Consider the following 13,173-nt stretch of genomic DNA (forward strand, 5'->3'; position numbering starts at 1 on the left):
GAAGCCCGCGACTTCGAAGGCTGCCGCCGAGAAGAAGCCCGCCGCCGAGAAGGCCGCCCCCAAGGCGACCGCTTCGAAGGCCGCTGCCGACAAGCCGGCCGCCGAGAAGAAGGCGCCCGCCAAGGCTGCAGCCCCCAAGGCTGCTGCTGCGGCGAAGGCGGATGACGCGGTCGCCGAGAAGAAGCCGGCTGCCAAGAAGTCGGCCGCCAAGAAGTCGGCCGCCAAGAAGTCGGCCGACGTCGCAGCGCGCCCGCAGGTGCTCAAGGCCCACCACCTCCGCCCCGCCGAGGGTGCGAAGAAGGCCAAGACCCGCGTCGGACGCGGTGAGGGCTCCAAGGGCAAGACCGCCGGCCGCGGCACCAAGGGCACCAAGGCCCGCTACCAGGTGCGCGTCGGGCTCGAGGGCGGCAACCTGAACCAGGTCATGCGCGCTCCCAAGCTCCGCGGATTCAAGAACCCGTTCCGGGTCGAATACCAGGTCGTGAACCTGGATCGCCTCGCCGAGCTCTACCCCAAGGGGGCGACGTCACCATCGGTGATCTGGTCGCCAAGGGCGCCGTTCGCAAGAACGAAAAGGTCAAGGTTCTCGGCACAGGCGAGATTGCGGTTAAGCTGAACGTCGCGGTCGACAAGGTCTCGAGCTCTGCGGAGCAGAAGATCGTCGCCGCCGGCGGCTCCGTCAAGTAGCCATCGGGAAGGTGGCCCCACCCGGGGCCACCTCCTCGCCGCACCGACCCGTGTGCGGCTTGCGTCACAATCTCACCCGGGAGGCGTCGTGTTCAGAGCCGTCGCGCGGATCTTCCGCACGCCGGACCTCCGCCGCAAGATCGCGTTCACGCTGGGCATCATCGCCCTGTTCCGGCTCGGGTCGTTCGTACCCGCGCCCTTCGTCGATTTCGGCAACGTCCAGCTGTGTCTCGCGGGTAACGCGAACGCCGGAGGTCTCTACGACCTCGTCAACCTGTTCTCCGGCGGCGCCCTGCTGCAGCTCTCGATCTTCGCGCTCGGCATCATGCCGTACATCACCGCGTCGATCATCGTGCAGCTGCTGCGTGTGGTCATCCCCCACTTCGACACCCTCTACAAGGAGGGTCAGGCGGGTCAGGCCAAGCTCACGCAGTACACGCGCTATCTGACGATCGCGCTCGGCGTGCTGCAGTCGACCACGCTCATCACCGTCGCCCGCTCCGGCGCGCTCTTCGGCACGAGCGGCGTCGCGGAGTGCTCGCAGCTCATCGTCGAAGGCGGCGACACCTGGTACGGCATCCTGCTCATGGTCGTCACCATGACGGCCGGCACCGGCGTCATCATGTGGATGGGCGAGCTCATCACCGAGCGCGGCGTCGGCAACGGCATGTCGCTGCTGATCTTCACCTCGATCACCGCGACCTTCCCCAACGCGCTCGGCCAGATCGCCGCCCAGCACAGCATCGAGACGCTGTTGATGGTGATCGTCATCGGGATCGGCATCGTGTTCGCCGTGGTCTTCGTCGAGCAATCGCAGAGACGCGTGCCCGTGCAGTACGCCAAACGCATGGTCGGGCGGCGTACCTACGGCGGCAACAGCACCTACATCCCGATCAAGGTCAACATGGCCGGCGTCATCCCGATCATCTTCGCGTCGTCGCTGCTGTACCTGCCCGCGCTCATCGCGCAGTTCAACCAGCCGCGGCAGGGCGAGACGATGCAGCCGTGGGTGCAGTGGATCTCGACCTACCTCACGCGTGGCGATCACCCGATCTACATGGTGCTGTACTTCCTGCTCATCATCGGGTTCACGTACTTCTACGTGGCGATCACCTTCAACCCGGATGAGGTGGCCGACAACATGAAGAAGTACGGCGGCTTCATCCCCGGCATCCGTGCCGGGCGACCGACGGCCGAGTACCTCGACTACGTGCTCACGCGCGTGACCCTCCCCGGGTCGCTCTACCTGGGCATCATCTCGCTCATCCCGCTCATCGCCCTCGTGCTCGTCGGAGCGAACCAGAACTTCCCGTTCGGCGGCGCGTCGCTGCTCATCATGGTGGGGGTCGGCCTCGAGACGGTGAAGCAGATCGACTCGCAGTTGCAGCAGCGCCACTACGAGGGCCTGCTGCGATGACCGTCCGGTTGCTCATCGTCGGCCCTCCGGGGGCGGGCAAGGGAACTCAGGCGGCACGGATCGCCGAGCGCTTCGGCATCCCCACGATCTCGACCGGTGACATCTTCCGCGCGAACATCGCGAACGAGACCGAGCTGGGCAAGCGCGTCAAGGAGATCGTCGACGCGGGAGACTACGTGCCCGACTCGCTCACCAACGAGCTCGTGAGCGATCGTCTCTCGGAGGCGGACGCCACGACCGGCTTCCTGCTCGACGGGTACCCGCGCACACCCGACCAGGTGCGGTTCCTCGACGAACTGCTCGCCTCTCGGGGGCACTCGCTCGACGCCGTGCTCCGGTTGAAGGCCGACCAGGACGAGATCGTGCGGCGGCTCACCAAGCGCGCCGTCGAGCAGGGCCGTGCGGATGACTCGGAGGACGCCATCCGGCACCGCCAGGAGGTCTACCGTCGTGAGACGGCCCCCGTGCTCGAGATGTTCCGAGACAAGGGCCTGCTCATCGAGGTCGACGGTCTCGGCACGGTCGACGAGGTGACCGAGCGCATCTGGAACGCCTTCGACGACGCCGGCATCGGCGCCGTGGAGACCTCGGCCTGAGGCACGTCCCCGACGGCGTCAGTCGTCGATCAGGCGCGTGAGCTCGGCGACGAGCGACGGCACGTCGGTCGCGCGGGCGACCAGACTGCGCACGTTCTCGCGATCGGAGAACACCTCCACGAGCTGGTCGAAGACCTCCTGGAACGAGGCCCGACCGGATTCGCTGAAGGCGATGAACGCGACGACCTCGACCCGCGCATCCCCCACGGCATCGAGGTGGAGTTGAGCACGAGCGCGATCGTCGTACGCTCGGCCGTCATCTCCATCGCGTGCGGCATCGCGAGCCCCTCGGTGAAGGCGGTCGACGACAGCCGCTCGCGCTCGATCGCGCCGGTGACGTAGGCCTCGTCGATCACACCGGCCTCGACCATCCGGGCGCCGAGGGTGCGGATCATCGACTCCTCGTCGGGCGCGTAGACCTCGCGGAGGAAGAGTCGCTCGTCGAAGTACGACGCGAGCCGCTCCGCGAGCCGCGTGCGGCGGCGCTGACGTCGTACGCGGGCGATGGCCGCGTGCACGGTCTGCGCATCCGCCTCACCGAGGAACGGGTGCACCACGATGACACGCTCGCTCGGCGTCGGCGGATCGATGACCGAGATGACGAGGTCACCCGGCAGGGCGTCCCAATCCACGTCCGAGCGCGTGTCGAGCTGCTCGATCCGCAGCTCTGCCCCCACGGACGCCTCCACCCGTCGCAGCAGCTCGAGGTGCAGGCGGTGGTAGGCGGGGGCGACGATCGTGGCGGTCACGGCCTGGTCGGCCTGCCGCTGCTCCTCGAGCCGCGCGCCGAGGTGCATCGCCAGGTAGGCGATCTCGTCTTCGGGCACCGCGATACCGGAGTCGAGTTGCAGCTCACGCGCGAGGTACACGGCGAGCTCGTAGATCATCGGATACCCCGACTTGATCGATCGGGTCAGCGGGTTGCGCGAGAACGACCCCTCCTGCGCGCGCCGTTGCAGCTGCCGGATGTGCATCGCCAGCCGCAGCAGGAAGTCGCCATCGCCCTCGAGATCGACGAGGTACTCGCGGGCGGCCTTGTCGACGATCGTGCGCACCCGGGCGAGCTCGTCGTCGTCGAGCGGCGGGGGCATCGTGTCGACGGGGGCGACCGCGACGCGGGTGCCGAGCAGGAAGCCGAGATAGTCGAGGTCACCGGGCGCGAGTCGCACGTCGAAGTGCAGGGCGACGAGTTCGTCGAGCAGGGCCGCGAACACCCGCTCGTCGCCGCTCGTGCGGTCCGGCAGCGTGTGCCGCGCCTGGGTGCGGTCGACCGCGATCGCGAGATGCAACAGCACGGTGCCGAGGCCGTAGTCGTTGATCTCGTAGCCGTCGGCCACGAGTCGCGCGATGAGCGCCGTCTTGAACGCCGTGAGGTCGCCCGCCGCGAACCAGCTCTCGATCCGATCCACCTCGCGCATGCCACGCGTGGCCTCGTCGCGGAACAGCGCCCCGATGAGTCGACGCCGCGAGCTCTCGGCACCCTCGAGCTGCACGTGCTCGCGGGTGCGTACGATCGTGAGCCCCACGGCCCCGGCGCGCGAGCGTGCCCGCGCGAGATCCGACTCGAGCGTCGAGTCGCTCACGTGCAGCCGCTCCGCGAGCGCGTAGACGTCGACCCCGTCGGAATCGGGGGCCGCATCGAGCAAGGCGCGCAGGATCGCCGAGACGCGGGCCGCAGGCGTCGCGACCTCGTCATCCGGCTCCGCCCGCATCCGGCGCCCCCACTCGGAGCGGTCGAGGCGATACCCCGATGGGCCCGAGTCGATGAGCGGCGCGATGCCTGCGGCGTTGAGCGCGGCCACGTAGCCGCGGATGCTGCGGTCGGTGACCCCGAGGCGCGCCGCGAGGTCGGCCGCGGTCACCCAGCCGCCGTGCTGGGCGAGCGCATCCGTGAGCTGCTCGTGCCGATCGACCACGCGACTCTCCCTTGACGCCGTAGGGGCGCTCCTTCGAAGCCGAACCCACCCAGTCAAGCAAAGTCCCGGATGCCGTGGGCCGCTTCCGCGGTAATTTCCGGGGGTGCGGAAGCCCCCGGGCTGGCACCCCGTGCCCGCGCGAGGCACACTGGCCTCGCCCGCCGGGAGAGGGAACCGGCGGGCCCCGAACGGGAGTCCGGGGAGGCAGCGTGGCCGTGGATGCCGCGGCGGGAGAGACGGAGAGGTCGTGCGGGTGCTGATCGTCTGCGGCGCGGGTGCGTCGAGCACGTTCCTCGCCCAGCGCCTCCGTCGCGCCGCCATCGCGCGTGGGGTCGATCTGACGCCCGTGCCGACATCGTCCGCTGCCGCCCCGGAACTCGTGCCCGCATCCGATGTGGTGATCGCGGGCGCCCACCTGGGCGCCGCGATCGCCGCACTCGGTTCTGCCGCGGCCGCCGCCGACGTGCCCTTCGTGGTGATCGCCGACGCGGCGCGGGAGGATGGCGACACGCTCCTCGATACGACCCTGGCGGCCTTCGCCGTCGATCACGGAAGGACCCCTGATGGAACGCACGGTCACGATCGCCTCCGGACACGGCTTGCACGCCCGCCCCGCCAAGCTCTTCACGCAGGCTGTGGCGGCATCCGGGCACCAGGTGACGATCGCGCGACCGGGGGCAAGGCGGTCAACGCGGCGAGCATCCTGGGCATCATCGCCGCCGGCTTCGAGAACGGCGACGAGGTGGTGCTGAGTGTTGAGGGCGACGAGGCCGAGCGTGTGCTCGACGAGCTCGCCGCGTTCCTCACGACCGACCACGACGAGGCCGCCGGATGATCGAGGTGCACGAGCTGCGCGGCGTCGGCATCGGCACGGGTGTCGTCGTGGGTCCCGTGCTGCACGTCGCCCGGCAGACGGCTGCCGCGCCCAGCGATGTCGCGAGCACGATCGGCGCGGATGCCGAGCTCGGGCGCGCCCGTGAGGCTCTCGCCTCGGTGTCGGAGCAGTTGCGCGAACGGGCGGCGCAGGCGGATGAGGCCACGCGCGACGTGCTCGAGGCGCAGGCGCTCATGACCGACGACCCCGCCCTGCTCGACAGCGTCACCGCGAAGCTCGAGGGCGGCATCACCGCCGAGAAGGCCGTCACCGACGCCTTCGCCGAGTTCGCCGCGATGCTCGCCGAGGCGGGGAGTACTTCGCCGAACGCGCCGCCGACCTGCACGATCTGGCCGACCGTACCGTCGCCGTGCTCCAGGGGCGGTCGACGGAACTCGTCGTCGACCCCGGTCATCCCTACGTGCTCGTGGCGCGCGATCTCGCGCCCGCCGACACCGCCGTGCTCGATCTCGAGCGGGTGCTCGCCTTCGTCACGAGCGAGGGCGGCCCCACCTCGCACACGGCGATCCTCGCCCGCCAGCGCGGCATCGTGGCGATCGTCGGGGCGGCGGGCGTGGAGTCGTTGCCCGACGGCACCCAGGTGGTGGTCGACGCGGAACGGGGTCGCGTGTACGCCGATCCGGATGCCGCCGAGCTCGCCGACGCCGAGGCGCGGATCGCCGCACGCGTCGCCGCAGCCGATGCGCCGGCCGGCCCCGGAGCGCTCGCCGACGGAACCTCCATCAAGTTGCTCGCGAACCTCGGCAAGCCGGGGAGGCGGCGGAGGCCGTCGAACTCGGCGCCGAGGGTGTCGGTCTGTTCCGCACCGAGTTCCTCTTCCTCGACGACGACGCCACGGCTCCCACCGTGGAGAGCCAGCAGGAGAGCTACCGCGAGGTGCTCGCCGCGTTCCCGGGCAAGCGCGTCGTCGTGCGGCTGCTGGATGCGGGAGCCGACAAGCCGCTCGCCTTCCTCTCGCTGGGCGAAGAGGAGAACCCCGCTCTCGGTCGACGCGGGCTGCGCGCCCTGCGGGCGTCCGAGTCCGTGCTGCGCGACCAGCTCACCGCTCTCGCACGGGCCCAGGCCGACACCGACGCCGAGCTGTGGGTCATGGCACCCATGGTCGCCACCGTCGAGGAGACGGCGTTCATCACGCGCGCCATCCACGACGCGGGGATCCGCACGGCGGGCGTCATGGTCGAGATCCCCTCCGTCGCGCTCATCGCCGACCGGGTGCTGGCACGCACGGACTTCGCTTCCATCGGCACCAACGACCTCACGCAGTACACGATGGCCGCGGACCGCCAGCTCGGCTCCGTGGCGGCGCTGCAGGACCCCTGGCATCCGGCGGTGCTGCAGCTCGTCAAGTCGGTCGGTGCCGCGGGTGCCTCCTCCGGCAAGCCGGTCGGCGTGTGCGGCGAGGCCGCAGCCGACCCCTTCTCGCCGTGGTGTTGGCCGGGCTCGGTGTCACGAGCCTGTCGATGTCGCCCACGGCGCTCGCAGATGTCCGCGTATCCCTCGCGCGGTACAGCCTCGACGACGCAACCGCGATCGCCGAGGCAGCCCTGGCGGCCGACGAGGCCGCCGATGCCCGAGAGGCGGCCCGCGCGGCCGCCGACACCATCACCGCCGGGCGCTAGTCCGGCATCCGAGCCAGGAGGCACAACCATGACGACGACGTCACAAGCGACGACTTCGCGGGGCGGGGAGCCCGCGTCGCCGTCCAGAGATTCGGCACCTTCCTTTCCGGCATGATCATGCCCAACATCGCGGCGTTCATCGCCTGGGGCATCATCACGGCGCTCTTCATCCAGACCGGCTGGGTGCCATTCGCGCCGCTCGGCGGCTTCGAAGACGCCGACGGCGTCTCGTGGCCGGGCCTGGTCGGCCCGATGATCACCTACCTGCTGCCGCTGCTCATCGCCTACACGGGTGGCCGGATGGTCTACAACGTGCGAGGCGGTGTCATCGGTGCCGTGGTGACCATGGGTGTCATCATCGGCGCTGCCGGCACCGTCATGTTCCTCGGTGCGATGATCTGCGGCCCGCTCGCCGCGTGGATTCTGAAGCAGGTCGACAAGATCTGGGCCGGCCGGATCCGCCCCGGATTCGAGATGCTGGTCGACAACTTCTCGTCCGGCATCCTGGGCTTCCTGCTCGCGCTGGGTGCGTTCTTCGGTCTCGCACCGGTGATCAAGTGGTTCAGCGACGTACTGGGCGGCGCGGTCGGATGGCTTGTCGACACGGGGCTGATCCCGCTGGCGTCGATCATCGTCGAGCCGGCGAAGGTGCTGTTCCTCAACAACGCGATCAACCACGGCGTCTTCACCCTCTCGGGACGGAGCAGTCGCTCGAGCAGGGCAAGAGCCTGCTGTTCCTGGTGGAGGCCAACCCCGGACCGGGCGCGGGCCTGCTCATCGCCCTCACGCTGTTCGGCGTGGGTGCTGCGCGCGCCACGGCGCCGGGCGCGTTCATCATCCAGTTCCTCGGCGGCATTCACGAGGTGTACTTCCCGTATGTGCTCGCGAAGCCGCTGCTCATCGTCGCGATGATCGGTGGTGGCGCCACGGGCGTGCTCACCAACGTGATCTTCCGATCGGGGCTCGTCGCCCCGGCCGCCCCGGGCTCGATCTTCGCGGTGCTCGCGCAGACGGAGCGCAACAGCTACATCGGTGTGATCCTGTCGGTCGTGCTCGCGGGCGCGGTGACCTTCCTCATCGCGATGCCGATCCTGCTGGCGAGCCGCAAGCGAGACCTGCTGGCAGAGTCCGAGGCCGACGCGCGGCTCGCGGCATCCGTCGCGCAGACCACCGCGAACAAGGGCAAGCAGAGCTCGGTGCTCTCCGGCCTGGCAGCGAGCGTCGGCTCCGGGGACGTCGCGACGAAGACGATCGAGAAGGTCGTATTCGCGTGCGACGCCGGCATGGGCTCGAGCGCGATGGGCGCCTCGGTGCTGCGCAACAAGTTCAAGAAGGCGGGGGTCGAGGCGGATGTCTCCAACGCCGCGATCGCGAACCTGACGGGCGACGAGGATCTCGTCATCACCCAGGCGGAGCTGACCGAGCGCGCGCGGCAGAAGTCGCCCAACGCGGTGCACGTGTCGGTCGACAACTTCATGAACTCGCCGAAGTACGACGAGGTCGTGGAGCTCGTGAAGAACCAGAAGAACGGGGCCGCCGAATAGGCCCGTGGGGTCCGGCGGCGAGAGAGGAGCACACCATGAGCGACGACATCCTGACAGCGGAGCGCGTGGTGCTCGCCGACCGGACCCCGACCCGCGAGGAGGCGATCCGCGACGTCGGACGCCTCCTCGTGGACGCCGGCGCGGTGCAGCCGGGCTACGTCGACTCGATGCTCGCCCGGGAGGCGACCGTGTCGACCTCGATGGGCAACTATCTCGCGATCCCGCACGGCACCAACGAGGGGCGCGAGTTCATCGACCGGACGGCGCTCGCCGTCATCCGCTACCCCTCCGCCATCGACTGGGGCGGAGACGAGGTGCGCTTCGTGGTCGGCATCGCGGGCCGAGAGAACGAGCACCTCGAGATCCTCGGCCGGATCGCCGTGCTGTTCTCCGATGACGACGACGTGCAAGCCTTGCTGGCGGCGCCGGATGCCACGGCCCTGTTCGAGATCATCTCCGCCGTCAACGAGGCCTAGGGCGCCAGACCGCGATATCGCGTAAGTGCGATATCCGAATCAACGTAATAATGATATCGAAATTAACGTAATACTGATATCGTTGACTGGTGGCCGAGTATCGAAAACGACTGGCGGATCGGGCGATCGATAGCGCCCTCGCGACCTTCGGGGCCGTGATCATTGAGGGGCCACGCGCTGTGGGGAAGACCACGACCGCGCTACAGCACGTGGCGAGCGCGGTCAGGCTCGACTCAGGACCCGAACTTGCAAATCTCGCCGAGGTATCGCCATCTCTCGTGCTTGCCGGCGACGTCCCGCGCCTTGTCGATGAATGGCAGCTCGCACCGAGCATATGGAACGCAGTTCGGCATGCCGTCGACGAGCGGGGGCGGCCCGGGCAGTTCATCATGACCGGATCGGCTGCTCCGACAGACGATGTCACGCGCCACAGCGGTGCGGGGCGCTTCCGGCGTGTGATCATCCGCCCGATGTCGCTCATGGAGAGCGGAGACTCGACGGGAACTGTCGACTTTGTCGATCTGTTCGCAGACGGTCCAGTTGCGGGACTCGGCGGCCCGACTGTAGCGGACTATGCGCGGCTGATAGTTCGCGGTGGATGGCCTGCCCTGGTGGCCCAGCGCGGGCGGTCGCCCGGGGACTACCTCGGCTCGTATCTTGACGACGTGGCGCGGGTCGACATTCCGGCGCTCGGTTCGCGCGTCGACCCGATGCGAATGAAGGCGTTGATTCGCTCGCTCGCACGCAACTCAGCGACCGAGGCGCCGGCCACGCGCCTCGCCGCCGAGGCGGAGGTCGATGACGGAGGAGTGTCCCCGCAGAGCGTCCGAAAGTACCTTGATGCGCTGGCGCGGGTCTACGTGTTGGAAGAACAGCCCGCCTGGCTTCCTCACCTTCGCTCTGCCGTGCGACAGCGAGTGCGCCCGAAGTGGCACCTCATCGACCCGTCCCTCGCCGCGGCGGCGCTTGCCGCATCGGAGACGGTGCTGCTTGGTGAACCGAAGACGCTCGGCTTCCTTTTCGAGTCGCTCTCCATCCGCGACCTTCGCATCTATGCAGACGTAGTGGGCGGGACGGTGTCGCACTATCGCGATGAGCAAGGGCTCGAGGTTGATGCGGTCGTTGAACTCCCTGACGGACGGTGGAGCGCATTCGAGATCAAGCTCGGCGGACAGGCGAGCATCGACGCCGCCGCGACCAACCTGAAGAAGCTCGTCGCCCGCGTGACCGAGTCGCGCGCCGCCGCATTGGCGCGGCTCGTCGTGCTCACCGCTGGCGCCACGAGTTACGTGCGCGACGACGGGGTGGCAGTGGTGGCGTTGGGGCACCTCGCGATTCGCTGACCCGCGATCGCTGCGGAGATGCACGCTGGCGATTAATCAGCTAGGATCGATCTTTGGTGCCTTGTGCCCACTGGCTTTCGGCCGGTCGGGCCGTCCGCACCACATCAATCACCCGCATGACCGAGCGTCATTGATAGCGACTACGAGGGTATGGCCAAGAAAGACGGCGTCATCGAGATCGAGGGATCTGTGATCGAGGCTCTGCCGAACGCGATGTTCCGCGTCGAGCTGAGCAACGGGCACAAGGTTCTCGCCCACATTTCGGGCAAGATGCGACAGCACTACATCCGGATCCTCCCCGAGGACCGCGTGATCGTGGAGCTGAGCCCCTACGACCTGACCCGCGGCCGTATCGTCTACCGCTACAAGTAACGCTCGGAAAGTAACGGCCGACGCCCCGCGGGGTGCCGGTACGAGGACAGCGAGAAGGAAACATGAAGGTCAACCCGAGCGTCAAGCCCATCTGCGACCACTGCAAGGTCATCCGTCGCAACGGCCGCGTGATGGTCATCTGCAAGTCGAACCCGCGCCACAAGCAGCGTCAAGGATAAGAAAAAGGTCCTTTCGGACCTTTTTCCTTGACGCCGAGGCCCTCTGGGCCTCGGACATACTGCCAACCGCGGTAGACCACAACTCAATAGACAAGAAGCACCGCCAAGAACCTCCCGCTCCCGGCGAGAGGCGACACCTCGGGTCGGAGGCCCGGGCACCGGCGGATGCTCCACACCTCCGAACGACTCCTGAAGGAGAAGCCGCCATGGCACGTATCGCCGGCGTCGACATCCCACGCGACAAGCGCGTGGAAGTCGCCCTGACGTACATCTACGGCGTGGGACGCACTCGTGCGCTCGCGACCCTCAAGGACACCGGGATCTCCGGCGACGTCCGCGTGAAGGATCTGACCGACGACCAGCTCGTCGCCCTTCGCGACTACATCGAAGGCAACTACAAGGTGGAGGGTGACCTGCGCCGCGAAGTGCAGGCCGACATCCGCCGCAAGGTCGAGATCGGCTCGTACGAGGGTCTCCGCCACCGTCGCGGCCTGCCCGTCCGCGGTCAGCGCACCAAGACCAACGCACGCACTCGCAAGGGCCCGAAGCGCACCGTGGCCGGCAAGAAGAAGGCAGGTAAGAAGTAATGGCTGCTCCGAAGGCCGCCGCGCGCAAGCCGCGCCGCAAGGAGAAGAAGAACATCGCGGTGGGCCAGGCCCACATCAAGTCGACGTTCAACAACACGATCGTCTCCATCACCGACCCCGCGGGCGCTGTCATCAGCTGGGCCTCGTCGGGCGCCGTGGGCTTCAAGGGCTCGCGCAAGTCGACCCCTACGCCGCGCAGCTCGCCGCCGAGTCGGCCGCGCGCCAGGCGCAGGAGCACGGCATGAAGAAGGTCGACGTCTTCGTCAAGGGACCGGGCTCCGGTCGCGAGACGGCTATCCGTTCGCTCCAGGCCGCGGGCCTCGAGGTCGGCACGATCAACGATGTGACGCCGCAGGCGCACAATGGCTGCCGGCCCCCGAAGCGTCGCCGGGTCTGATCTCGTCATCCGGATGACCGGGAGCCCCTGCGCTCCGGTCGTCCGGATGCGTCGCGTTTTCCCATAACTCAACAAGAACGGCGGCCCAGCCACCCGCCGCATCTGTCGTGGGCGTCATATGGCGGACGCCCTCGCCGAAAGGAAACCACGTGCTCATTGCACAGCGTCCCACCCTCTCCGAAGAGGTCATCTCGGAGTTCCGCTCCGCGTTCGTCATCGAGCCCCTCGAGCCCGGCTTCGGCTACACGCTCGGCAACTCGCTGCGTCGCACGCTGCTGTCGTCCATCCCGGGCGCTGCGGTCACGAGCATCCGTCTCGACGGCATCCAGCACGAGTTCGACACCATCCCCGGTGTCAAGGAGGACGTCGTCGAGATCGTCCTCAACATCAAGAACCTGGTCGTCTCGAGCGAGCACGACGAGCCCATCACCGCCTACCTGCGCAAGACCGGCGCGGGCGAGGTGACCGCCGCCGACATCTCGGCGCCGGCGGGTGTGGAGATCCACAACCCCGAGCTCGTCATCGCGACCCTCAACGACAAGGCGAAGTTCGACCTCGAGCTCACCATCGAGCGCGGTCGCGGCTACGTCTCGGCCACCCAGAACCGCAGCGAGTTCAGCGAGGCCGGCCAGATCCCGGTCGACTCGATCTACTCGCCCGTGCTGAAGGTCACCTACCGCGTCGAGGCCACCCGTGCCGGTGAGCGCACCGACTTCGACCGCCTCGTGGTCGACGTCGAGACCAAGCCGGCCATCTCGCCGCGTGACGCGATCGCATCCGCGGGTCGCACGCTCGTCGAGCTGTTCGGTCTCGCCCGCGAGCTCAACACCGCGGCCGAGGGCATCGAGATCGGGCCCGCCCCGGTCGACGCCGTGCTCTCGACCGAGCTGTCGATGCCGATCGAGGACCTCGACCTGTCGGTGCGTTCCTACAACTGCCTCAAGCGCGAGGGCATCAACACCGTCAGCGAGCTCGTCGCCCTCTCGGAGACGCAGCTCATGAACATCCGCAACTTCGGACAGAAGTCGGTGGATGAGGTGAAGGACAAGCTCGTCGAGCTCGGCCTCTCGCTCAAGGACAGCGTGCCCGGCTTCGACGGTGCGCACTTCTACGGCGGATACGACGACGAGACCGTCTGAACCCCG

9 protein-coding genes and 6 pseudogenes are annotated in these 13,173 nt (G+C 68.3%); 14 read left to right on the forward strand and 1 reads right to left on the reverse strand.

Annotated features, from left to right (window positions below):
* Nucleotides 1-25: 25 nt before the first annotated feature.
* The 3 genes and pseudogenes from rplO to QQK29_RS08225 all read left to right on the forward strand — a co-directional run.
* A pseudogene (gene rplO / locus QQK29_RS08215) lies at nucleotides 26-687 on the forward strand (50S ribosomal protein L15); the annotation flags it as partial.
* 88 nt (nucleotides 688-775) lie between these two features.
* A complete protein-coding gene (gene secY, locus QQK29_RS08220; RefSeq protein WP_284299396.1) occupies nucleotides 776-2,104 on the forward strand; it encodes a preprotein translocase subunit SecY in 1,329 nt (442 codons plus the stop codon).
* Nucleotides 2,101-2,700 (forward strand): adenylate kinase, encoded by a 600-nt coding sequence (locus tag QQK29_RS08225; RefSeq protein WP_284299398.1) that lies wholly within the window; start codon nucleotides 2,101-2,103, stop codon nucleotides 2,698-2,700. Before secY ends, QQK29_RS08225 begins: the two co-directional genes overlap by 4 nt.
* A 29-nt stretch (nucleotides 2,701-2,729) precedes the next feature.
* Here QQK29_RS08225 and QQK29_RS08230 read toward each other — a convergent pair whose 3' ends face one another.
* On the reverse strand, nucleotides 2,730-4,616 hold the full coding sequence (locus QQK29_RS08230) for a BglG family transcription antiterminator (protein ID WP_284299400.1): 1,887 nt from the start codon (nucleotides 4,614-4,616) through the stop codon (nucleotides 2,730-2,732).
* 253 nt (nucleotides 4,617-4,869) lie between these two features.
* Here QQK29_RS08230 and QQK29_RS08235 point away from each other — a divergent pair.
* From QQK29_RS08235 to QQK29_RS08285, 11 genes and pseudogenes are all read left to right on the forward strand, one after another.
* A pseudogene (locus QQK29_RS08235) lies at nucleotides 4,870-5,124 on the forward strand (PTS sugar transporter subunit IIB); the annotation flags it as partial.
* A gap of 52 nt (nucleotides 5,125-5,176) precedes the next feature.
* Nucleotides 5,177-5,451: pseudogene (locus QQK29_RS08240) on the forward strand (HPr family phosphocarrier protein).
* Nucleotides 5,448-7,130 (forward strand): annotated as a pseudogene (gene ptsP, locus QQK29_RS08245) (phosphoenolpyruvate--protein phosphotransferase). Before QQK29_RS08240 ends, ptsP begins: the two co-directional pseudogenes overlap by 4 nt.
* 28 nt (nucleotides 7,131-7,158) lie before the next feature.
* A pseudogene (locus tag QQK29_RS18630) lies at nucleotides 7,159-8,674 on the forward strand (PTS mannitol transporter subunit IIBC).
* A gap of 35 nt (nucleotides 8,675-8,709) precedes the next feature.
* Nucleotides 8,710-9,150 (forward strand): PTS mannitol transporter subunit IIA, encoded by a 441-nt coding sequence (locus tag QQK29_RS08255; protein ID WP_284299402.1) that lies wholly within the window; start codon nucleotides 8,710-8,712, stop codon nucleotides 9,148-9,150.
* An 89-nt stretch (nucleotides 9,151-9,239) separates the two neighbouring features.
* Nucleotides 9,240-10,493, forward strand: coding sequence for an ATP-binding protein (locus QQK29_RS08260; RefSeq protein ID WP_284299404.1), 1,254 nt, complete (start codon nucleotides 9,240-9,242; stop codon nucleotides 10,491-10,493).
* A 150-nt stretch (nucleotides 10,494-10,643) separates the two neighbouring features.
* Nucleotides 10,644-10,865, forward strand: a complete 222-nt coding sequence (gene infA, locus QQK29_RS08265) for a translation initiation factor IF-1 (RefSeq protein WP_087004899.1) — start codon at nucleotides 10,644-10,646, stop codon at nucleotides 10,863-10,865.
* Nucleotides 10,866-10,927: 62 nt separating this feature from the next.
* Nucleotides 10,928-11,044: a 50S ribosomal protein L36 gene (gene rpmJ / locus QQK29_RS08270; protein ID WP_055821300.1), complete on the forward strand. Its 117-nt coding sequence runs from the start codon at nucleotides 10,928-10,930 to the stop codon at nucleotides 11,042-11,044.
* A gap of 206 nt (nucleotides 11,045-11,250) precedes the next feature.
* Entirely contained in the window at nucleotides 11,251-11,631 is a 381-nt protein-coding gene (rpsM, locus tag QQK29_RS08275) for a 30S ribosomal protein S13 (protein ID WP_284299412.1), read from the forward strand.
* Nucleotides 11,631-12,028, forward strand: a pseudogene (gene rpsK, locus QQK29_RS08280) (30S ribosomal protein S11). The gene rpsM and the pseudogene rpsK overlap by 1 nt, the downstream one beginning before the upstream one ends.
* Nucleotides 12,029-12,177: 149 nt before the next feature.
* Entirely contained in the window at nucleotides 12,178-13,167 is a 990-nt protein-coding gene (locus QQK29_RS08285; protein WP_284299414.1) for a DNA-directed RNA polymerase subunit alpha, read from the forward strand.
* Nucleotides 13,168-13,173 lie beyond the last annotated feature (6 nt).

The organism is Homoserinibacter gongjuensis (assembly GCF_030161875.1).
Taxonomy (GTDB): Bacteria; Actinomycetota; Actinomycetes; order Actinomycetales; family Microbacteriaceae; genus Homoserinibacter; species Homoserinibacter gongjuensis.